This is a genomic window from Hyphomicrobiales bacterium, assembly GCA_016710435.1.
GTDB lineage: Bacteria > Pseudomonadota > Alphaproteobacteria > Rhizobiales > Aestuariivirgaceae > Aestuariivirga.
The window spans coordinates 865275-887582 of the sequence record JADJVV010000001.1 but is presented as its reverse complement, the minus strand read 5'-3'; the positions used below and the strand labels follow the sequence as shown (position 1 = coordinate 887582).

The 22308-nt window shown below is 60.1% G+C and carries 20 protein-coding genes and 1 pseudogene; 13 read left to right on the top strand and 8 right to left on the bottom strand.

The genetic code is table 11. The features are described from left to right. Positions 1-16: 16 nt before the first annotated feature. Positions 17-1135: a Gfo/Idh/MocA family oxidoreductase gene (locus IPM06_04315; GenBank protein MBK8769640.1), complete on the top strand. Its 1119-nt coding sequence runs from the start codon at positions 17-19 to the stop codon at positions 1133-1135. 183 nt (positions 1136-1318) lie between these two features. On the opposite strand, the gene IPM06_04310 is transcribed toward IPM06_04315, so the two are convergent. Together IPM06_04310 and IPM06_04305 are read right to left on the bottom strand one after the other, a co-directional pair. After that, positions 1319-1984 carry a class II aldolase/adducin family protein gene (locus IPM06_04310; protein ID MBK8769639.1) on the bottom strand — a complete coding sequence of 222 codons (666 nt, stop codon included), beginning with the start codon at positions 1982-1984 and terminating at the stop codon, positions 1319-1321. 30 nt (positions 1985-2014) lie between these two features. Beyond that, positions 2015-2968, bottom strand: coding sequence for a DeoR/GlpR transcriptional regulator (locus IPM06_04305; protein ID MBK8769638.1), 954 nt, complete (start codon positions 2966-2968; stop codon positions 2015-2017). On the opposite strand from IPM06_04305, the gene IPM06_04300 reads away from it, so the two are divergent. From IPM06_04300 to IPM06_04285, 4 genes are read left to right on the top strand one after another with little or no spacing between them, the layout of a single operon-like run. Continuing rightward, positions 2955-4115 carry an extracellular solute-binding protein gene (locus IPM06_04300; protein ID MBK8769637.1) on the top strand — a complete coding sequence of 387 codons (1161 nt, stop codon included), beginning with the start codon at positions 2955-2957 and terminating at the stop codon, positions 4113-4115. The two genes, IPM06_04305 and IPM06_04300, sit on opposite strands and share 14 nt — an antisense overlap. A 21-nt stretch (positions 4116-4136) precedes the next feature. Beyond that, on the top strand, positions 4137-5270 hold the full coding sequence (locus IPM06_04295; protein ID MBK8769636.1) for an ABC transporter ATP-binding protein: 1134 nt from the start codon (positions 4137-4139) through the stop codon (positions 5268-5270). Positions 5271-5310: 40 nt separating this feature from the next. Next, entirely contained in the window at positions 5311-6159 is an 849-nt protein-coding gene (locus IPM06_04290; protein ID MBK8769635.1) for an ABC transporter permease, read from the top strand. Then, positions 6156-6977, top strand: coding sequence for a hypothetical protein (locus tag IPM06_04285; protein ID MBK8769634.1), 822 nt, complete (start codon positions 6156-6158; stop codon positions 6975-6977). The genes IPM06_04290 and IPM06_04285 overlap by 4 nt, the downstream gene beginning before the upstream one ends. Before the next feature lie 6 nt (positions 6978-6983). Here IPM06_04285 and IPM06_04280 read toward each other — a convergent pair whose 3' ends face one another. From IPM06_04280 to IPM06_04270, 3 genes are read right to left on the bottom strand one after another with little or no spacing between them, the layout of a single operon-like run. Further along, entirely contained in the window at positions 6984-8444 is a 1461-nt protein-coding gene (locus IPM06_04280) for a hypothetical protein (GenBank protein MBK8769633.1), read from the bottom strand. A gap of 49 nt (positions 8445-8493) precedes the next feature. Beyond that, positions 8494-9177 (bottom strand): hypothetical protein, encoded by a 684-nt coding sequence (locus IPM06_04275; GenBank protein ID MBK8769632.1) that lies wholly within the window; start codon positions 9175-9177, stop codon positions 8494-8496. A 10-nt stretch (positions 9178-9187) separates the two neighbouring features. Then, a complete protein-coding gene (locus IPM06_04270) occupies positions 9188-10525 on the bottom strand; it encodes a sn-glycerol-1-phosphate dehydrogenase (GenBank protein MBK8769631.1) in 1338 nt (445 codons plus the stop codon). Between the two features lie 146 nt (positions 10526-10671). Here IPM06_04270 and IPM06_04265 point away from each other — a divergent pair, with 146 nt between their 5' ends. The 8 genes and pseudogenes from IPM06_04265 (at position 10672) to IPM06_04230 (ending at position 18280) form a co-directional block, all read left to right on the top strand. Further along, complete coding sequence (locus IPM06_04265) at positions 10672-11463, top strand: DeoR/GlpR transcriptional regulator (protein MBK8769630.1); 792 nt, start codon at positions 10672-10674, stop codon at positions 11461-11463. 337 nt (positions 11464-11800) lie between these two features. Further along, positions 11801-12805: an ABC transporter substrate-binding protein gene (locus IPM06_04260; protein MBK8769629.1), complete on the top strand. Its 1005-nt coding sequence runs from the start codon at positions 11801-11803 to the stop codon at positions 12803-12805. A gap of 65 nt (positions 12806-12870) precedes the next feature. Beyond that, a complete protein-coding gene (locus IPM06_04255; protein ID MBK8769628.1) occupies positions 12871-13716 on the top strand; it encodes an ABC transporter permease subunit in 846 nt (281 codons plus the stop codon). Then, positions 13706-14500 (top strand): ABC transporter permease subunit, encoded by a 795-nt coding sequence (locus tag IPM06_04250; GenBank protein MBK8769627.1) that lies wholly within the window; start codon positions 13706-13708, stop codon positions 14498-14500. Before IPM06_04255 ends, IPM06_04250 begins: the two co-directional genes overlap by 11 nt. After that, on the top strand, positions 14497-15519 hold the full coding sequence (locus tag IPM06_04245) for an ABC transporter ATP-binding protein (GenBank protein ID MBK8769626.1): 1023 nt from the start codon (positions 14497-14499) through the stop codon (positions 15517-15519). Before IPM06_04250 ends, IPM06_04245 begins: the two co-directional genes overlap by 4 nt. Further along, a complete protein-coding gene (locus IPM06_04240; GenBank protein ID MBK8769625.1) occupies positions 15516-17075 on the top strand; it encodes an alkaline phosphatase family protein in 1560 nt (519 codons plus the stop codon). Before IPM06_04245 ends, IPM06_04240 begins: the two co-directional genes overlap by 4 nt. 185 nt (positions 17076-17260) lie before the next feature. Beyond that, positions 17261-17498, top strand: a pseudogene (locus IPM06_04235) (Rieske family ferredoxin). Between the two features lie 2 nt (positions 17499-17500). Next, a complete protein-coding gene (locus IPM06_04230) occupies positions 17501-18280 on the top strand; it encodes a TIM barrel protein (protein MBK8769624.1) in 780 nt (259 codons plus the stop codon). Between the two features lie 21 nt (positions 18281-18301). Here IPM06_04230 and IPM06_04225 read toward each other — a convergent pair whose 3' ends face one another. From IPM06_04225 to IPM06_04215, 3 genes are all read right to left on the bottom strand, one after another. Continuing rightward, entirely contained in the window at positions 18302-19093 is a 792-nt protein-coding gene (locus tag IPM06_04225) for a TIM barrel protein (protein ID MBK8769623.1), read from the bottom strand. A 128-nt stretch (positions 19094-19221) separates the two neighbouring features. Next, the gene (locus tag IPM06_04220) at positions 19222-20073 is read right to left on the bottom strand and encodes a YihY/virulence factor BrkB family protein (GenBank protein MBK8769622.1); all 852 of its coding nucleotides are present in this window, start codon (positions 20071-20073) and stop codon (positions 19222-19224) included. A 154-nt stretch (positions 20074-20227) separates the two neighbouring features. Beyond that, the gene (locus IPM06_04215) at positions 20228-21994 is read right to left on the bottom strand and encodes an AI-2E family transporter (protein MBK8769621.1); all 1767 of its coding nucleotides are present in this window, start codon (positions 21992-21994) and stop codon (positions 20228-20230) included. Positions 21995-22308: the final 314 nt, after the last annotated feature.

Below are 22308 nucleotides of genomic sequence, written 5' to 3'. Positions count from 1 at the left end.
ACCTGCAGAGAGTATGATGAAAGAGATCGGCATTGGATTGATCGGAACCGGCTTCATGGGCAAGGCCCATGCCATTGCCTATCGCACTGCCCTGTCGGCCTTTCCGGACATCCCCACGCCTCGGCTGGTTGCCGTGGCGGATGTGAATGGGGACGCCGCAAAAAAGGCTGCGCATCAATACGGTTTCGAAACCGCGACGGGAGACTGGAAGCAGCTGATCGCGAACCCGGCGGTGCAGGTTGTCTCGATCACCACGCCCAATTCCATGCACAAGGAGATGGCGCTCGCGGCCATCGCCGCGGGCAAGCACGTACATTGCGAAAAGCCCCTGTCGCCCACGTTGGCGGAGTCCTTCGAAATGGTGAAGTCCGCCGAGGCGAAAGGTGTGTGCACGCAGGTGGGCTTCAACTACATCAAGAATCCGCTGCTCAAGCTGGCGCGGCAGATGGTGGAGGCTGGCGAACTTGGCGAGATCACGGGCTTCCGCGGCATTCACGCGGAAGACTACATGCATGATCCGCAAAGCCCATGGACGTGGCGGATCGATCCGTCGGGCGGGCCTGGTGTGATCGCGGATCTTGGTTCGCACATCATCGGCATGGCGCGCTTCCTGCTGGGCGACATTGCCGAGGTGAGCGCCGATGTGCGCACGGTCATCAAGCAGCGTCCGGTGGCGCGGGGCGCCAAGGAGACGAAGCCTGTCGAAGTCGACGATGTGGCGCGCCTTCTCGTGCAGTTCGGGCGTGGCTGTGGCGGCACCATCGAGGCGAACTGGATTCAGACCGGCCGCAAGATGCAACTGGGCTTCGAGCTCACGGGCGAGAAGGGAAGTCTCGTGTTCACGCAGGAACGCCTCAACGAATTGCTCTATTACAGAGCAGGTGGCGACGCGCGTCACGTGGGGTTCACGCGGATCGAGGCCGGCCCGCAGCATGAACCCTATGGCGGCTTCTGCGTGGCAGGCGGCCACCAGCTGGGCTTCAACGACCTCAAGACCATCGAGATGGCCGAATTCCTCGGCGGCATTGCCAGGGGAAAGAGCGCAGGTCCCGATTTTCGCGAGGCCTATGAGATCCAGAAGGTCGTGGACGCGGCCATCGCCTCGTCGAAGCAGCGGAACTGGATCAAGGTCTGATGCTTTCATCCGGCCCCGCCGAGAGCGGCCCGATGTGTCGGCCGGAGGAGCAAACAACAGACTTGTGCAACTCCTGAATTCCGATTGAAGCGCCATCCCTTCCGGGGGGGCGCTTGCGGTGTCAGCCAGTCCAATCAATGCTGCGAAGCTGCCCGCCGGATGCCGTTCGCTGCGGCCTGCTTCTCAGCAACAGCTTGGATTGCGTTTTTCGCTTCCTTGACCGTAGCTCTTGAAGCGCTCCATGACGTTGGCGATTTCCGCGTCCGGCAGCACGTGAGGGACGCCGACCTGCAATGCGCGCCAGTATTGCGCGGCCAGAGCCTCGACTTCGACGGCCAGCCATGCCGCGCGCCTCAGATTGGGTCCGATACAGACCATACCGTGATTGGCCAAAAGGCAGGCCAGGCGGTCTTTCAGGGCGTCCACGATGTAGTCTGCCAGTTCCTGCGTCCCCCACGTGACGTAGGGCACGCAGGGAACTGTCGGGCCATTCACGGCGGCGATCATATAATGGACTGCCGGAATTTCGCGCCGCAGGATCGACATCGTGGTGCAGAACATCGAATGGAGATGAATCGTGCAGCCGACTTCCGGTTTCTTCTCCATGATGTCGCGGTGAAAGCGCCATTCGGTTGACGGTTTGCGTGGGCCGGAGTGGGTGGCGTCGATCTTCATGAAGACGATGTCGTCGGGCTGCATCTCGGCGTAGGGCACGCCCGAGGGCGTGATCAGGAATCCGCCGTCGACGCGAACACTGATGTTGCCGGACGTGCCCTGGTTGATGCCCTTGTCGTTCATGAAGTTGCACGTTGCGATAATCTCGCGACGGATGGTTTCATCGTCTTTCATGGCGTTCTCCAAATTGCGGGGAAGGGGTGGCTATTGTGATTTTGGATTTGCGACCAGAACATCGACAGCGAGGGGCGACAGCACTTCAGCCATCTCCCTGTTCGGTTCCTTGTCAGTGACGAGGTAGTGCGCCTTGTCGAGTGTTTCGACGCGCACCGGGGCGTAACGCCCAAACTTCTGGTGGTCGGCGAGTACGATGACCGTCTGGGCTGAGTGGACCATCAGGTTGTGAAGCTCGGCCTCTTCACGGCTGAAGTCCATGATGCACCCGTTTGGAGCGATAGCGCCCGCACCCACCAGCACGAAATCCGCGAAATAGTTTGAAAGCATCTGTGTTGCGTCGCGCCCGAGACACGCCTGGTTCTGGGATTGGATCTCGCCGCCCAACAAGTGAATGCGGTTCCTGTTGCGGCCTGAAAGTTTGAGGGCGCTGGCGATGCAATTGGTGAAGACCGTCAGCGATTGGCGGCCCTGCAGGGCATCGGCGGCGCTCTGCACGGTTGTTCCGCTGGCCAGAATGACAGAAGCGCCATCGGGGATCATGGTTGCGGCGAGGAGGCCAATGGCGCGCTTGCCTCCGACGTTGGTGGTCTGGCGGACGGCCATTTCCGGCTCGGTGCTTTCAAGCGAAATCGCGCCGCCATGAGTCTTCCGCAGCTTCCGTTGTTCAGCAAGCATCAGCAAATCCCGCCGGATCGTTTCCCGAGAGACATTCAGGCTTCGCTGGATGTCTGTGATCGAGATCGAACGGTGAGATTGGACCAACGAAAGAATCTGCTTCTGACGCTCTTCTGCAAGCACGGCGACGGCTCTCCCGCCCTGTCCGTTGCGGCAGGGCATTTGTGATATTTTGCACTTTATAGCATTATCTTGCAATTGGTAGCAATATTGTTGTATGTCTTTTGAACTGAAAAAGAAGAATTCAACACAGGGAAGGAGCTGAGACATGCCCAAGGCACTGAAAGGACGCTTGAATTCACTCAATCGCCGTCACCTCCTCACGACCGGGGCGGCAACACTCGGCGCTGTCGCCGCCGGACCTTTTGCGCCGTTCATCGGGCGTGCGCGGGCGGCCACGCCCACCTTGCGGCTCCTCATGTGGCAGCCCTATGCCATCAAGGAAATCGTCGACGAATTCGAGAAAACCACAGGTGCCAAGTTCGCACCCACTTTCTTCGATGGCAATTCCGAAGCCTTCAACAAGCTCAAGGTCGGCGGCACCAAAGACTTCGACATGGTGATGGCCGACGGCTTCTGGCCCCGCCTTTATTTCCGCCAGGGACTTACGAAGGCGGTGGACTATTCAAAGATTCCCAACATGAGCGGTGTCTTCCCCGATTTCCTGCCAAGCAGTTTCAAGCTGCTGGCTGATGAGGAGGGCAAGAACAATGTTGCGGCACCCAATTGCTGGGGCGGCTACGGCATCACCGTCAACACGAGTGCCATCGCGCCCGAAGACGTGGGCTCGATCGATCTGCTCCTGAACAGCAAGTACGGCGGCCACTTCGCCACAAACTCACGGTTTGAAGAAAACATCGCGCTGATGGGGATCCTCGCTGCGACGCGGCTGGGGACGAAGGACCAGCCCAGGCCCGACGGGAAACCGTTCAACCCCTACCAGCTCACCGATACCGAACTGGATGAGACGAAGCGGCTCCTCATCGAGCAGAAGAAGCTGTTGCTGACGCGCTACCAGGATTACGATTCACTCGACCGCCTGATGCGCGCAAACTCCGTGTGGGCTGCGCCGGAATTCGCCGAAACCTACCGCCACCTCACCGTGCTGAAGCGCGATGGAAAACTCCCGTTCGAGGTCCAGCACGTGCTGAAGCCGAAGGAGGGCGGCCTCGGTTGGGTCGATACGTGGATGATCAGTTCCGAAGCGGATCCGGAGCGTACCGACCTTGCCCATGCCTGGATCAACCTGTTCCTTCAAAAAGAGAACTATGCAAGGGTCGTGCGTTCCACCGGTTATGGAGGAGTGGTCGATGTGCGGTCCATCCTTACGCCCGACGAATCCGAACTCTACTTCCAGAGCAGAAGCGCCGAGGCAAGCCAGCTCCATATGTTTGACCAGCCCTCTTCCCCCGAGAAATGGGAGAGGATCTGGTCGGACGTTGAAGCATCCTGATCCTGCTGCGCACGTGGCAGCATGAGGGGCCTGGACCAGACCGCAGGAGATGTGAGGCAGGCGGCGCCGCCCGCCTCGCTTTCTCTCAATGGCATCAGCAAGCACTTCGGACCAGTGCGTGCCGTGGATGGGATTGAACTTTCCGTAAGGCAGGACGAGTTTCTTTCGCTTCTGGGGCCCAGCGGTTCCGGGAAGACGACGTTGCTCCGCATCATTGCCGGGCTGGAGTTGCCGGACCGCGGCGCGGTGATGGTGGGCGGAACGGATGTCACACGCCTGCCGCCCTATCGCCGCAGGATCGGCATGGTGTTCCAGAACTTCCTGCTCTTCCCCCACAAGACGGTAGCGGAAAACATCATCTTCCCGCTGCGCATGCAACACATCGGAAAGGTGGAGTGCGGAGAGCGGCTGGCGTGGGCACTGGGTCTCTTGAAGTTGAAAGGACTCGAGGAACGTTATCCCAGCCAGCTTTCGGGCGGGCAACAGCAACGCGTTTCCCTGGCCCGCGGACTGATCTCACGGCCCACGCTGCTCCTGCTGGATGAACCGCTGGCCAATCTCGACCGGGAACTCCGCGCCGAGATGGAAGTTGAAATCCGCCGCTACCAGAAGGAACTGGCCATCCCCTTCATCTATGTCACCCACAATCAGGAAGAAGCCTTGACGATGAGCGACAGGATCGCCGTCATGCGCAATGGCGTCTTTGAACAGGTGGCGCCGCGGGTCGAAGTCTACCAGCGGCCCGCCACGTCCTTCGTCGCCTCCTTCGTGGGACAATCAAACCACCTGCCTGCAACCGTGACGGAGGCGCGTGGCGACATGCTGGTGATCGACTGGCATGGTCACAAGCTCACCGTTCCGGGGAAGGGCTCCTTCAACAGGGGTGATGCGGTGCGTTATTCAATCAAGTATGAAGACGTCAAAGTGACAGGCCAGCGCAAGGCGGCTCCGGACCGAAAAAGCCAGAACATGATCGCTGGCAAGTTGCGCGACATCATCTTCAAGGGTCAGACCGCCAATTTCATTCTCGAGCTTGATAATGGCTGCGAACTGGTGGCCAGCGGGTCACTGAGAGAGACCGACGCGAGGATCGGGCAAAGCGTCATCGCCGAATGGCCCCAGGGGGCCGGGATATGTTTCCGTGACAACGGCTGACATCCCGCTGGTGCGGCAAAGGGCGGGTTCAGGGCCGAGGATCCCCCCAGCGGTGTTGCTTGTTGCGCCGGGCGTGGTCTTCATCATCTGTACGTTGTTGCTGCCGCTTCTCGCGGTCGTGGTCTTCAGCTTCTGGAAGACCGAAAGCTACGAACTCTTCATGGACTGGAACCTCGACAACTACAGGGTTCTTTTCCGCGAGCCCGCCTATCGGGTCTTTCTGTTGCGGTCGATTGCAGGTGCTGCCGTCACCTCGTTTGTTTGCCTCGTCTACGCGTGGCCTGTCGCCTATTTCATTGCCCGCCACGGCGGACGCTATCGTCTGCTGTTGGTCTTGCTGCTCGCAGCCCCGTTCTTCACCGGCGTCATTCTGCGCATTGCGGCACTTCAGGGCATCCTGGGTCCGGGTGGCCTGATCAACATGGGACTGGGCATGATCGGTCTCGATCCCATCCAGGCGCTGATGTACACGCCGGTTGCCGCAACTCTGGGGCACGTCTATCTCTTCATGCCCTTCATGGTGACAGCCGTCTATCTGTCGCTGGTCAATTTCGATTTTGCCCTTCTTGAGACCGCAAAGATCAACGGAGCAGGGCCGGTCCGCGCCTTCATCGAAGTCACCTGGCCCTTGAACTGGATCGGCACCGCCATCGGGCTGATCCTCGTCTTCATCCCTTGCCTCGCCTCCGCCGTGACGCCGCGTTTCCTGGGCGGCCCCCGCTCGACTTCCTTCGGCATGAGCCTCGGTCAGCAGTTCGGTGAAACCGGAACATGGGCTTTGGGGTCCGCCATGAGTGTGGTGCTCTTCATCGCGTCATGTGCCGTGGTCGTGCTCATGGGATTCAGTGTCAATCCGCGCCGCAGCGGTTTCACGGGATCAAGACAATGACGGAGAACGTGTTCGAGCGGGGCGAGTTGCGCAAATGGGTGATGATGGCGGCGCTCTGCCTCCTGTATGTATTCCTCTATTCGCCGATCGCCTATGTCGTCTATGCGTCCTTCTCGGTGGACATCGTCTGGCCATTTCCGCCCGATTTCACCCTCCAAGCCTATCTCAACGTCTTCGACAATTCACTCTACAGGGATGCCTTTCTCAACAGTCTCAAGATCGGCATAGGCAGCGGAATCCTCTCCACAACAATTGCGACAGCCGCGGTCATTGGCCTGCTCCGCTATCCCACGCGCATGCGCACGGCGTTGTTCATCGTCTTTCTGTCTCCGCTGTTTGTGGCGGAACTTCTCATTGGCATTTCATCGCTCGCCTTCAACGCGCGGGTCCTGGGTCTTTCGGGCAATATCATGTCGGCCATCGCGGCCAATGCCGTCGAGGGGGTGGCATTTTCCTTTCTCATCATTCTCTCGCAACTCGTGCGTTACGACTGGCAAATGGATGATGCCGCCATGGTGTTCGGGGCGCGGCCGCTGCGCTGCTTCTGGGAAGTCACCCTGCCTACCATCTGGCCCAGCATCTTCGGAGCATTTCTCATCAGCTTCATTCTTGCGTTCAACAATCTGGAAATCTCATTCTACAATCTTGGTGCCATTCCCACGCTTCCATCGGTTGCCTGGGGATCATTGCGTTTCGGTCTTGGGCCAGAGCTTTTTGCCATCGCTGCAATGACGAACGCACTCGTCTTTGCGGTCTTCGCCGCCATGTATGTTCTGATTCGCACCGGTATCGTGAAGTTCGGCTATCGCGGCACGTGAGGGCGATCAGCAGCCCGACGCCATGCTTTTCAGGTGTGAGTACAGGGAAAGGTAGTTGCGGTGCGCATCGCGATAGGCCTGCGCAAGCGCGGGCGTTGGCATGATCCAAGCGGTGTCCTTGTTGAGGAGTGGCTCTGCGGCGCTGATGGATGGCAATTCTCCAGCCGAAACAGCTGCGAGAATCGCGGCCCCGAGAGGTGAGGCATCCTTCACGTTACAGATTTGCACGGGCAACTGTGCCACGTCTGCCCTGATCTGGGCCCAGAGTTTGCTCGATGCGCCACCGCCCGCAAGCCTGATGCTGTCGAAGCTGATCCCCATGCCAGCAAGGCGAAGCTGCACGTCGTGCATGGCGAAGGCCGTACCCTCCAGCACCGCTCTCGCCAGATGGGCAGCTCCGTGATGGGCGCGGAGATTGTGGAAGCAGGCATGGACATCAGCATTCCATTCTGGCGCCATGGCTCCCGTGAGTGCGGGCACGAAAACCACGCCGCCTGCGCCCGGCGGCACGGAGGCAGCAAGTTCGTTCAATTCATTCACTCCGTTGAGCCTGAGCAGTTTGAGGAGCCATGAGATTGCCCCACCGCTCAACCAACCCGGGTTCTCGATGAAAAAATGTCCACCCGTGAAGCTGTGCGTCTCCACCAGCCGCTGATCGTCCACGACTTGCACGGGATGCAGCGCGCCAACCACCTCTCCTGTTCCGATCTGGCAAAGCATTACACCGGGGGACAGCAATCCGGCACCGATGGCATTGGTGAAATCATCTCCGGTTCCGACGGCAACCTTCACTCCACGATGCAGCCCGGTGAGGCGTGCGCCATTTTCGCTGAGGCGCCCCGCGCAATCTTCCATGCTGCGGAGGGCGGGAAGGTGCGCTCGATCCGCACCGAAGGCTGAGAGAAGATCGTCGGCCCAATCCTTTTCCGCGAGGTCGTACAGCATCGTGGTCGAGGCGAGTGCACGGTCCATCACGGCCACACCGGTCAGATGCTGGACGACAAAGCTCACCGGCTGGTGGAAGCAGGCCGTTCTTCGGACAACCTCGGGCATCTTGTCGCGCAGCCAGGCGATTTTCGGCGCCATGTGCGTTGCATCGCGGATGATGCCGCAACGCTGAAGAATGACATCTTCCGGAATGAGGTCTGCTTCCTTCGTGGCCCTCCGGTCCATCCAGGTCATGCAGGGATGGAGCGCCGTGCAGGATGTGTCCACAGGCACACAACCATCGAGTTGCCCACCAACGCCCATCGCCATGATGCTGTTGGCGGAAACACCGGCCTCTGCCAGGGCGGCAGCGATTGCGGGCTTGAGCGCATCCAGCCATGTCTGCGGATCCTGCTCTACCACATTGTCCGGCCCTGCAGCAAAACTCAGGGGGACGCTGCCTTGGCCGCGGGGCGCGAATGAGCGGTCGACAACAAGTGCCTTTACGGATTGGCTTCCGATATCGACACCGAGGAACATGTGACACCGCTCTCTGTTCACGGGACTTGCGGCAGCCCGGCATTCTGTATCAGGCCACCATGACTTTTTTGCAATCGGCGATCACGGCTTCAAGCTGTGTGGTGATGGATCCCGCATTCGCCACATAGGTGCCATCGAAGACTGCAGATCCAATGGTGAAGGCATCGGCACCGGCCCGTGCAATATCCGAGATGCGGGAGAGGGAGTTGATTGATCCCGCCACGATAAGGGAGCCTTTGCCCAGCCCGGCGCGGGCCGCCTTGACCAGTTCGATGGGGTCCGACTCTGTTGCACGGTAGGCGAGAATGTCGCAACCCGCGCAGCCCCGATCCATGAAACTGCGGCAATGGTTGGTGATGTCGGCAGGCTTGCCGCCAAGTTTCGTCGGGTGCCCCTGCGGAAATCCGGGGAAAGGAAAGTAAGACGTTGCTGATCCCTTTGTGATCTTCATGATCTCATCCACATCGGTACCGCCGAGCAGGCGGTCGACTCCCAGGTCCACGGCCGTCTTGGCTGAGCGGAGCGCATCGTCCGGTGAGGTGGAGACAACTTCCATATATGCGATGGCACCGTCAGCACGAATGCGCCCGGCGAGCTTCGCAAGCGTTTCCCTGTCGACGCCGACATCCTTGAAACCCACATGTTTCAATCCGGCCGGCCTGATCTCGTCGTAGAGGCGCAGGCAATCCGTGATCGTCCTGTCCTGCCGGGTGAGCATGAAGATGAAGTCCATCGGTAACTCCCTAGAGTGTGGGGATGAGTTGCGAAAGCCGCTTGGCGCCGGCGGCCAGATCAAGCACGGTGAAGCGATTGCGGATTTCACGACAGTTGTTCAACGCGGTTTCGTAATCGTTGCGGCTGAGGTGAATCTCTTCCGGCGTGACGGGCGCGCCTGCGGCGATCAGGACTTTCTTGAGATAGTCAGGAGGGAGCATGACCTGTTCCAGACGCGCGCTGATGCTCGGCCAGTCCTTTTTCACAATGCTGTTCAGTTCCTCGGCCTTCTCCGCCGTGATCTGCTTCTTCGACAATTCTTTCCAGCATGACTTTCCCAGGGCCTCGCCATAGCGTTTCACCAAATCAGCTTCGGTTGTTGCGTCGGGGGAAAGGCTGGGTGGAGCATCGAGCATGCGGGATTGCAGCCGGGCCATCGAGAGGGTGGTCACGCCGACCTGTTCACCGTGATAGACGAGCGGCCGGGTGGGCTTTTCGAACATGTCGAGGTAGTGGCTGACAAGATGTTCGCTCTGGCTGGCGGGCTGGCTGTGGCCCACAATGGCGGTTCCGAATCCCGCCAGGACCAATGTCCGGACAAGCCTTGTCATGACCGTGAGGTCGCCCGCGAGCAGCCCGGCGGCATTGTCGAAAAGCGGTGCTTCGTCCTCGGCCAGCAGGACGAAGGGCAGGGTTCGGTATTCCGTGCCGAACAGCAGATGCGACAAGAGCCAGTCGGCCTGTGCGGTGCAGCGGCAAAGGCTGTCCCCGAGGCCCGCGCGGATGAGGCGCGCCGGCGCGGCGGCGAGGACCTGGAGGTCGAAGAACACGCCCTGCGGCACTTGAGCCGGAAGCGACAACTTGTGCCCGTGCACGGTGATTGCTGCGTTGTAGGAGGTGTAGCCGTTCATCGAAGGCGCCGTGGCGAAAACAGCGTAGGGCTTGCCATCGAGCGCAGAGGCATACTTGCAAAGGTCGTTGATGGTGCCGGAACCCACTGCGACGAGAGCGTCGGCGGATGCAGTCTGTTTGCGCAGGACGTCCACGGTTGCGTCGTCCGGGTGAGGATGACCGGGGAGGATGATGCTGTCGACGGCATTGCTGCCTGCAAGGCTGCTTTCCACGCGCTTGCCGAGTACCGCGTGGGTGTTGGCATCGCTCACCACGGCGAGGCGCTGGCCCATCGACAGGGCGCGGAGCAACTCACCCTCGTGGCCAGCAAGTGACTTTTCAATCACCAGGCTGCGTGTCCCGACACCCAAGGGCTTGCCTGACTCAGGATCGGGGAAAACTCCGGCGAGGAGGGCTTCGATCATGCGGTCACCGGTCATGAGCGCCTCCGGAATGACGTGAGGAACAGCCGGCATGACGAGAAACCCCTCGATGTGGGAAACACGGTGGGATTGACTGGATTGAACAGTTTTGGGAAGGCTATGAGCATCACCAGACCAAGAATTGACCGATCAGTCATTCTTTTGTCACCAAATGACCAAGTGGTCAATGAGGATTCGCAATGAAACCCGCCTATCGACACCGCCGGATTGTCGAACTCGTTCACGCGCAAAGCCGGGTCACAGTCGATCAACTAGCCGATCTGCTGGAGGCCTCCCATGAGACTGTGCGGCGCGATCTGAGCGTGCTGTCGGAGCAGGGCTTGCTCCGGAAAATCCATGGCGGTGCAACAGCCATGCAGATGCCACAGGCGGTGAGGGAAAGCCCGCTTGCCGAAAGGCGTGCCAATGCCCGCGAAGAGAAGAAACGGATTGCCGCGGCTGCCGCCGCGCTCTTCAACCCCGGTGACAGCATCCTGATCAACTGTGGCACGACCACAATCTATTTTGCCGAACAGCTGGCCCGCCGTGGGCCGTTCACCGTCATCACCAATTCCACGCTGGTGGCCCATGAAATCTGGGGTTCGGAGCAGCGGGGGCCAATCCACCTCCTGGGGGGTACGTACTTCGGCGAGGCCTACGAACTTCTGGGTCCGCAGGTTGTTGAGCAGATCAAGCAGGTGGCCGCGGACCATGCCGTGATTGGTGTCAGCGGCGTCGGCCAGACCGGAGCGATGATGGATTTCAATGCGGACGAAGCCTACGTCTCCCGCGCCATGATTGAATCAGCTCGCCACGTGACGGTCGTGGCTGATTCATCGAAGCTGCAACGCAACGCTCTCTTTCAGGTCTGTGGCGTAGAAAAGATTGACCGGCTCGTCACGGACCGCGCACCCGATGCCGTGCTCGAAAGTGCCTTGCGCGTGGCGGGAGTCGAAATCATCGTGGCTGATCCGGCCGTCACATCGACATGACCGTGTCATGACACGTCCACAGAAAAGACCATATGGTCATTTTTGCCGTTGACACTTTGACCGAATAGTCATTCTATGCTCTCGTCCATGGTGAAAGGCACCGTGGGGGCCTCCCTGGCCTCTGCGGTGAGCATTCCACCCGGATGACGGGCTGAAGTGGCGGGCCATTCCTCCGGTCCGGGTATCCACGTTGCTGCTTCTCCCGCCATCTCGGGCCGCGTGCTGGTGTTTCACCACCGTCGAAGATCACGCTTTGCGCACTGAACGGCCAACCCAGGAGCTTACGATGAACATGAACCGCAGAACCTTCAGCACGGGCCTCGCACTTTCCGCCCTGATGCTGTCCGCGCCCACAGCCTTTGCCGAAACACTTGAAGAGATCGAAGCTGCCGCCCGCAAGGAGGGGACGATCGTGAGTCTTGGCCTTCCTGATGACTGGGCAAACTGGGGTGGCCAGTGGAAGGACATCATGGCCAACTATGGCGTCACGCACACCGACACCGACATGAGCAGCGCCGAGGAACTGGCCAAGTTCGAGGCGGAGAAGGCGAATGCAAGTGCGGATATCGGTGAAATCGGACTGGAATTCGGGCCGATCGCGAAGCGCAAGGGCACCAGTGCACCCTACAAGCCCACCAACTGGGACAAGATCCCCGCGTGGGCCCGCGACGACGACGGCCACTGGATGCTGGGTTACACCGGCACCATCGCCTTCATCGTCAGCAAGAAGGTGGAGAATCCACCAAAGGCGTTCTCTGATCTGGTGAATGGAACCTACAAGGTGGCCGTGGGCGACGTGGGAAAGGCAGCCCAGTCGAATGCGCTCGTTCTCGCAGCGGCCATCGCGGGGGGCGGTGGTGAGGAGAACCTGCAACCCGCTCTCGACATTTTCTCCAAGCTCGCCGAACAACAGCGGTTGCTCACGATCGGAGCCAACCCCGGCAACATGGAAAAGGGCGAGATCGAAGTCGGCATCGTGTGGGATTTCAATGCCCTCAACTATCGCAATCTCGTGGGCAAGGACAAGTTTGATGTCTGGATTCCGTCGGACGGCTCCGTCACCTCCGGATACACGACAATCCTCAATGCCTATTCCGCCCGTCCCAACATCGCCAAGGTCGTGCGCGAATATATCTTCACCGAGGCAGGCCAGCTCAATTTTGCAAAGGGCTTCGCGCGGCCGATCCTGATCGACTCGATCACGGTCCCGCAGGAGCTGAAGGACAATGTTCTGCCGACGGAGCAATATGCCAAGGCAAGACCGGTGAACGCCGAACTCTGGATGGAGTCAGCCAAGAAACTTGGCAAGCAGTGGCAGGAACAAGTCCTGTCCAAGATGTGATCGCCCTGTAAACCATGGGGCCGTCCCAAGACCGGGGCGGCCCTGATTTCATCAGGGACCCGTTCATGATACCTGCAGGAAACCGCACAAAGATCCTGGCCTTCCTCTGTGTGACGCCGTTCCTTCTCGTCGTCTTCATGTTCGAGGTCGCGCCGCTCCTGGCGGTGACAACGAACAGCCTGTTCGCTTCGGATGTCATTTCGGCCTCCAACTACACCGAGATTCTCTCCAGCCGCTTCTATCTCGGCGCCTTCAAGGTGAGCTACCTTATCTCGGCCGCGACGGCCCTTATCGGCATCGTCGTGGCCTTGCCCATCTGTGTGCTGCTGAAACGAATGCCGGGCCGCGTTCAGCAACTGATTTCGATCTGTGCCAACATCGGCGCCAACTTCACCGGATTTCCGCTGGCCTTTGCCTTCGTGATCCTGCTGGGGATCAGCGGCTCCTTCACTCTCCTCTTCGCGCGGATGGGCATTCTGCAGGGCTTCAACATCTATGGCACGACCGGCCTTGTCATCGTGTATTCCTATTTCCAGATCCTCTTCGCCATATTGCTGCTGCTTCCGGGGCTGGGTGCCCTGACAACGGAAATCAGGGAAGCCGCCTTCCTCATGGGGGCCAGCACGTGGTCCTTCTGGCGGCGCATCGGATTGCCAATCCTCGCGCCAAGCCTGATCAGCGCCTATCTCCTCTTGTTTGCAAACGCCATGGGAACCTATGCCACGGCCTGGGCGCTCGTTGGTGGCAGCGCCAACGTCGTCACCATTCGCATTGGCGAACTGACTGCGGGCGATGTGTTCTCTGATCCCAACCTTGCGGATGCGCTGGCCATGCTGCTGGTGATCAGCCTCATCATCCCGATCCTCGCGGACCAGTTCCTCCTCAAGCCGCGGCAGCACCATGATGCGTGAGCGCGGCTGGCAGGATTGGGTACTGATCGCACTGGTGGCGGCGTTCCAGTTGCTCCCGATCCTCGCTGTGGCGCTCAATGCCTTTGCCACCGACTGGGCGGGCACGGTTCTGCCGGAGGGATTGACGCTTGATCACCTGCGGACGATCACATCAGACCCGCGGTTCATACAGTCCATCTACAACTCGCTTCTGGTGAGTGTTGGTTCGCTGATCCTCACGCCGCTGATCGTTGTGCCCGCGGTGCTGATTGCGCATTGCTACTTTCCTGTGCTTGACCGCTGGATGGCCGTGCTTGTCATCCTGCCATTCGCGGTGCCCGGCATCGTGCTTGCACTCGGGCTGCTCAGAATCTATTCCGGCAACTACGGGATCGTCCTCACAGGAACCCCATGGGTTCTCATCTTCGGCTATATGCCCGTTGCAGCACCCCTCTACTACGTCCCCATCAAGAACAATCTGCGATCACTCAGGCTGACCGAGCTTTTCGAAGCGGGCCGTTTGCTTGGAGCCACGGACTTCTCGATTTTCACACGCGTCGTCGTGCCTTGCATAAAGCAGGGTCTCATCATCGGCCTAGTCATGAATTTCACGCTTGCGATCAGTGATTTCGTCTACGCAAATCTGCTCGTCGGCGGCCACTTCCCGACATTGCAGATCTTCATGGGCGTGCTGAACGGCGGCAGCGGCCGCAAGCTGAGCGTTCTCATTACCACCTATTTTCTCGTCATCTTTGCCTCAACGGCCATCGTCGTGTGGGCGGCGTCACGGAGGAATGATCAGTGAGCTATGTTGAGGTGCGCGCTCTCTCAAAGGCATATGACGGAAACTCCGTCTTCAAGAACATCGATCTCGATGTGGAACAGGGGCAAATCTGCGTCCTGGTGGGCCCGTCCGGATGCGGCAAGACCACGCTTCTGCGGGGCATCGCCGGACTCACGCTGCCAGACAGCGGCGTGATCCGCATCGATGGGCGTGATGTGACGCGCACCGTGCCCAAGGACAGGGGCGTGGGCATGGTCTTCCAGCACTATGCGCTTTTCCCCAACATGACGGTGGAGCAAAACCTGTCGTTCGGATTGGAGCAACAGAAACTGCCGAAGGGCGAGGTCAGAAAGAAGGTGGACTCCATGATCCACCTCATGGGCCTTGAGGCCCGTGCCAAGGCGAGGCCCGCAACACTTTCGGGCGGGCAAAAGCAGCGGGTGGCTCTTGCACGCGCCTTGATCACTGAACCGAAGCTGTTGCTGCTCGATGAGCCACTTTCCGCGTTGGACGCCCAGATCCGCAAGCGCCTGCGCGAGGAACTGAAACGCCTGCAACATCAGGTCGGGTTCACCGCCATCTTCGTCACCCACGATCAGGAGGAAGCTCTCATGCTCGGTGACGTGGTGGCCATCATGCAGAACGGGCGTTTTGTGCAAGTGGGAACACCCGCCGAAATCTACAACAGTCCGGCAGGACTTGAAGTTGCGTCCTTCATTGGAGACTTCAATCTCCTGGAGCCGGCACAGGTCAAAGCGCTCTTCAAAACCACAACGGATGCCACATGGGCCATCAGGCCGGAGTCTGTGGTGATTGCGCCAGCCTCCAAAGGCAAGCCGCCCAGGGACGGGACGCTGCAACTCTCGGGAACCGTGTCGTCGGTGCAGGTGCTTGTCGCCATTCTCCGGTACTATATCCTGAGCAATGGCATCATGCTGAAGGTTGATGTGCTGAACACACCCGAAGCCCAGAAATTTCGCGTGGGGGACGACGTCGTCCTGCAGATCGCACCCCGCTCCGTGAGCGAGATGAGAAAATGAGAACACATCCGACCAAGCCAAACGTCTTGTTGATCTGTGCTGACCAGTGGCGGGGCGATTGCATTGGTGCGCTGGGCCACCCGAATGTCCGCACGCCAAACCTCGATGCACTGATGACCCGGTCCGTGACCTTCACCCGGCATTTCGGACAGTGCACGCCATGTGGGCCGTCACGCACCAGCCTGCTGACCGGCATGTACCTGATGAACCATCGCTCAGGGCGAAACGGAACGCCGTTGGATGCGCGTCACACCAACCTCGCCCTTGAGGCCCGCAAACTCGGCTATGAGCCCGCTCTGTTCGGGTATACCGATACGACACCCGATCCGCGTCCGCTCCATCCCAATGATCCGTCGCTGACCGCATATGATGAGGGTGTGCTACCGGGATTTTCAACGCCGCTTCATTTGCCGGAAGACATGGGGAAGTGGGTTTCGCACCTCAAAGCATTGGGCTACGATATTCCGCATGGACGCGATGATGTCTTCAGGCCGCGCCCAGGTTTCGACAAGCCGGCGGACAGGGGGTTCCGCTTCATTCCGCCAGTGTTCAAGGCTGAACACAGTGAGACTGCGTTCCTCACGGACGAATTTCTGAAGTGGCTGCTCGTGCGCGAAACCAAGCCCTGGTTTGCCCACTTCGTCTTCTTCCGTCCACACCCGCCCATCATTGCACCGGAGCCCTACAACGCGGCGGTACATCCGAAGGACGTGGAATTCCCATTCCGCAAGGCAAGCCCTTCAGCGGAAGGAGACCAGCATCCGCTTCTCGCCCATGAAATCAACAATGTGGCGCGCCCCAATTCCTATGACGAACACAACCCCATGAACCTCGTCGAGGCCAGCGATCTTGAAATCCGGCAGATGAAGGCAACCTATTTCGGCTTGATCGAGGAGATGGATCACCATCTCGGTCGGATCATCCGGCACCTCAGCGACACAGAACAACTGGACCGGACCTTGATCATCGTCACCAGTGATCACGCCGAGATGCTTGGTGATCACTACATCTGGGGCAAGGAAATCTATTTCGACGGATCGTTTCATTTGCCCCTCGTCATCTTTGATCCATCGAAGGCCGCCGATGCGACACGGGGCGCACGTGTCGGGACATTCACCGAAGCCATCGACGTGATGCCGACCATTCTCGCGTGGCTCGGTGCCGAGAAGCCGCGCAGTGCCGATGGCCATTCGCTCCTGCCGTTCCTGCACGGAAAGCCGGCAGAGCAATGGCGTGATGCGGTGTTCTTTGAACATGACTTCCGCAATGTCCGCAGTCAGCGCGTGGAGCGTGCCCTCGGCATCACGTCCGACGAATGTTCATATGCCGCAGTCAGGGACGACAAATACAAGTATGTTCACTTCACGTCCCTGCCTCCGCTCTTGTTCGACATCGCAGACGATCCTCATGAAATGAACAATCTTGCGGGCCGCAATGATTTCGCATCGGTGGAGCTGGCTTATGCGCAGAAGCTCTTGAGTTGGCGCCTGCTCAATCAGGAGCGCATCCTCACAAACATGCATGTGGGCGAAGGGGGATTGTACGTCCACGCGTGACCGCCGGAATCGCGTGGCTGGAGAGTTTGCCGCCACAATTCAGGTGCATTGGCGAAGGGTTGCCCGCGCCGGTGGCGCGTTCCCACGATGGGGAGTTGGAATCACAGATTGAAAACGATATGGCTGGCGATGACGGTCATCCGCCGCAGGGTGCATGGCTGAACGCAGGCGGGGATGGAATTCTGATGACGAAATGGGTTGATGCTTGTGCAGTCTCTGACGTGGATGCGGAAGATGTGATCCGCTTCGGCAATGGGGCCGCACCTTTGTCCACTGCCGTTCACCGCATGACACCATCGAATGTCCCGGGCACCAGGGCCGATTCAACCACAAGCGGGTGACGCGCCCGGTGCAATTGTCTGCAACAACTTCAACAGCTGCGCGGTCCGGATCGAGAACGGCCGCGTGATGATCGGAACCTGAACATGACCTCTCCATTCCAACTTGCGGCCTGTGCTGAAATGCTCTGGCGGGACAAGCCGATTGACTGGCGGGCCAGCCGGCTGAAAGACCTGGGCTTCGGCGTGGGGCTTTGGAACTGGCCGGCCCATGATCTCGCCAAGCTGGAAAAGACCGGTGCCACCTTCACCATCATCAACGGCTATCTGCAGGGCCGGCTTGCCGATGCCGAAGGTGCGGAGATGCTGCTCAAGTCTGCCCGTGAGACGGCGCAAGTGGGCAAGCGACTGGGCGTGCACCGGCTCAACCTGCATGGCACGGGTCTGGGCGACGGCGGCATTCCCATTGCGCAGACGGACGTGGTGACGGGTGCCATGTGGCTCACGGCGCGCGATACGCTGAACCGGATCTGCGACATGGCCGAGGCGGAAGGTGTGACCTTCACACTGGAAAACCTCAACCTGCTGGATCATCCGGGTTGCCCGTTCGGCGCCACGGCGGATGTGCTGGCGCTGGTATCGTCGGTGAACCGGCCGCAGCTTCGTATCAATCTCGATCTTTATCACACGCAAATCGGCGAAGGCGACCTGGTGCGCTGGTGCGAGAAGTGCCTGCCCTGGATCGGCGAAGTGCAGGTGGCCGACAACCCCGGCCGTTGTGAGCCCGGCACGGGCGAGATCAACTACCGGGGCGTAGCGCTGGCATTGAAGAAAATGGGCTATCGCGGTCCGGTGGGGCTTGAGTCATTCGCGGCAGGTGATGCTGAAGTTGCATTGGCCGCTTTCCGGGATGCCTTCACCGTCTAGGGCGCCGAGGGGCCACGCCTTTCACACATTTGCGGCAACGAAATCCATGCTCGCCTTCAGGGCGGCGGCGTGATCGGCGAGGTTCTGCACCTCGGCGGAGAAGGGTTCGAAGCTGAAGGAGCCTTTGTAGCCGGCGGCGATCAGGGTCCTGATCTGGGCGATGTTGCCCAGCCTGTCACCTTCATCCACCAGCACGCGGTGGGCATCCAGCATGTCGTTCACCGCGACCTTCAAGTCACTGACGCCAGAGATGTGAACGAGTCCCGTCCATTCGGGATAGAACTGCGTCTCACCGCCGAGGTGATGATGGAAGGTGTCGTGCACCAGCTTGTAGACATCTTCGCCGCCGGCGTCGGTGATGGCGGAAATGGCTTCGGCCTTGGTGCGCACGGAGGAGAAGTGGAAGCCGAGCGGTTCCACGAGGCCGGTGAGGCCATGGTCCATGAGGATGGGGCGGATGGCCTTCAGGCCCGCGACGAGGCTTTCACGCGGCACGGCCCTGCCCTCGTTGAGCGGGCACATGACGAGGGCCTTCGCGCCGCACTTGGCCGCAAAGGCCGCAAGTTCCGCCGTCTTTCCGGCCATGTTCGCGGACCAGACATTGAAGGGATAGAGGGCGTTGATTGTGATGATCTTCACGCCCGCTTTGTCTGCGGCGGCGCGCACCGCCTCAGGCGGCGTGCCATCGGCAATGGCAACGCCCTTCATGTCGTTGCGGATTTCGACTTCGGTGCAGCCGAGCGACTTCGCCATGGCGAAGAATTCCGCCAGTGACTGGCGCGGTGAGATGATGTGATTCAGGGCAAAGCGCATGAATGATCCTCGGGCACGTGATGGGCGGATGGGCAATGATCGAGCCGGACTTTGACTGGACAGCAATACAGGCATCGACCGTGAGATTGGCCATATTACCGTCGACGGCCGAGATCGCCAAGGTGCCGCTAGCTTCGCGTGCGCCTGCGCGAGCCAAAGCGTTCCGCATAGAGCCAGGTGAATTCGGCGCCCAGCAGGAAGATCTGCGCGGAGTAGTAGACCCACAGGATGATCGCGATCAGCGAACCCGCTGCGCCAAATCCCGACGTCACACCTGTCTTGCCGATGTAGAGACCGATCAGCAGCTTGCCGATGTTGAACAGGAGCGCCGTAAAGCCAGCGCCAACGATCACATCGCTCCAGGCGACCGAGACACGCGGCAGCAATTTGAAGAGCAGCGCAAAGAGCGCCGTGATGATCAGGAAACTCACGGCAAAGTTGATGACCTGCCACATCAGTTCGACGGTATCGGACGGAGTGAACACCAGTGTCTGCAGGGATGAGACCAGCGCACTGACAGCGAGCGACACCAGGAGCAGGAAAGCCACGGCCAGCAGGATTCCGAAGGTGAGCACGCGCCGGCGCAGCATGTTCCAAAGTCCTGATTCCTGTGCGCGTGCCGGCGCCTTCCAGATGCGGTCCATGGCACCCTGCAATTCGGCAAAGACGCCGGTTGCGCCCAGGATGGTGAAGAACAGGCCGGTCAATGTTGCCAGCACGCCTTCTTCAGGCCGGCTTGCACTTTGCACAAGGCCCTGCAATGCAGTGGCGCCATCGTCACCAACAAGGCTCCGTGCCTCGCCAAAGATGCGGTTTGCTGCCGCTTCCGCGCCGAAAAAGAAGCCCGCGATGGCGAGGACAATGATCAGCAAGGGGGCAATGGAGAAGATGGTGTAGTAGGCGATAGCCGCACCCATGCTGGCTGCACCGTCCGCATTCCATTTCAACGCGGCGTCCCTCAACAGCGTCCACAAGCCCATCAGGCCCACGGATGAGGGGCCGTGGCTGGCGGTGCGAACGCGTCTGGTGTTCTTCCTCGGTTGCTGCGCCATGTTTCTGCTGCGGGCCTGATTGCCTGTCGTGACAACGTGTTTTCCCGGCCTCCGTTCCACAACCCGGGCCGGACGTTTTGGATCATGCGGCCGCGGCGGACACTTCTGCCTGTGCGCGCGGCAGCATGGAGGGAGCCTGAGAGGCGAGGACCGCTTCCGTCTCGCCTGCCGTCTCGCGCCAGGCGATGTTCAGGAATTTCGCCTCGCCGATGCGGGGCGCAAGGCGGCGGGACATGTAGCGTTGCTGTGACGCCGTGAGCGGTGACAGGCCGATCAACCCGACGATCGACGCCTTGTCGTCCTGATCGACGGTGATTCCCGGAAGAAGTACGTCCTGTGACAGCATGCGATGGGGAATGTGTTTCAGGTTGAGCAGCGCGGAGAAAGCGAGGGTCGCGGCGAAGTTGATAGGGCCGTGCGCGGGGATCAGGATGACGGGCGCGTCCTTCCGGTCATAGTCGCCTTCCTCTGACCAGACCTCGTCCAGCGTGTCGGAGAGTGTCTTGGCGATTTCGGTGGCCTTCTCCTTGGAGATCCTGCCGCGCCTGACATCCTCGTCCGCAAGCGCGAGTGCGGGAACGACGACGGCTTCAAGGAACTCCACCAGCTTGCCCTGCTGCTGATAGCTGTCCGCGGCCTCCGCAGCTTCGACGCTGTCACCATTGAGGAGGCGCTGATAGAGGGCGTGATCGGGGCTCAGCACGGGTTCGCTGCCGAACAGCACATCGAGGAATTTCATCGATTCAATGTTGCGGCCAAGAACATGCAAGCCAATCGTGATCGGCGTTGCGAGAATGAGTCCGACCGGTCCCCAGAGCATGGCCCAGAAGGCTGCCGAGACAACAATGGCGGTTGAAGACACGCCCGTCATCCGGCCCAGGAAGACAGGTTCGAGAATGTGGCCGGCAGTCACCTCTGCCGCAATCACGATTCCTGCAACGAGGAACGGCAGGGTCCAGCCATCGCCCACGGCAAGCGCAATGATGATGGGGAAGATGGAGGCGATGAGGGTACCGACGTAGGGTACAAAGCGCAGAAGCGTCGTGAGTATGCCCCACAAGGGTGCGCCGGGAATGCCAAGCAGCAGCAGGGCCGTGCCGATGAAGGTGCCCACACCGGTGTTGATGGCCAACTGTCCGAGAAAGAGGCGGCTGAGCCTCTTGCCGCCTTCGTCGAGAGCCGCCGTCGTGCGGTGAAGGTCGCGCGTGCCCGCAAGTCCGATCAGCCTGTCACGCAGGTCTTCGCGATTGAAGAGAATGAAGGACAGCATGAGGACGACAATCACCACCTGCACGATGGGATGGACCACCATGGACACGACCGTGATGATAGGACCAAGCGGCCCGAACCGCGTCTCCGTCACCTCAACGGGAATGGGCGTGCGGTTCTCGGCCGCGCTGGGCAAGACGCTTGCATCGTTCTTTTCCAGTTCCACCTGCAGGCCCTTGATCACGAGGGCAGCCTTTTCCAGCGCCACGCCCTTGCTGGTGAAAATCTTGATCGAACGCGCCTTCTCCCGCAGGCTCGCTTCATAGCGGGGCAAATCGGCAGCGAGGTTTGTCAACGTCCGCCCTACGAACAGGGTGACTGCTCCGCTCACGACCATCAGCAGAGCAACCACCAGGATAATGGAGACCGACCTCGGAAGGCCGGTCCGCATGCCCAGGCGGATGAGCGGCGTGAGGAGAATGGCGAGAAGCACTGCAATCGCAATGGGGATCAGGACATCCCGTGCGAAGTAGAGGATCGTGCACAACACCACGAAGGTGGCGAGCCGGTAAAACAGCATTTCGCTGGCGCTGCCCTCATCAAGGCTTTTCCGCAACACGGTGACTGGTAGCGGCTTCATTCCCCTGCACTTTCCCCTGGCCCCTTTTCATCATGAATGGGCCGAATCGGCTGAACGCATGGCAGGGCCATCTGTTCCGGGGACCTTGAGGAATAGTTTTGGTCGAGCGGGGATGGAACCTTTGGATGCGCCGGGCATTACCGGCGCATGCTGCGGGTGTGGGAATCATATCACTACAAGTTGTGCGCAGGCGGCCTCGCCTTGATGCTAGCTCAGGCGGGGCTTGCGCATGCCTCACCCATCACCGATCTGACCCGGGCGATGCAACGGATCGACCGGCAGATTTGCGCGCGTCTCAAGGATGCGAAATGCGG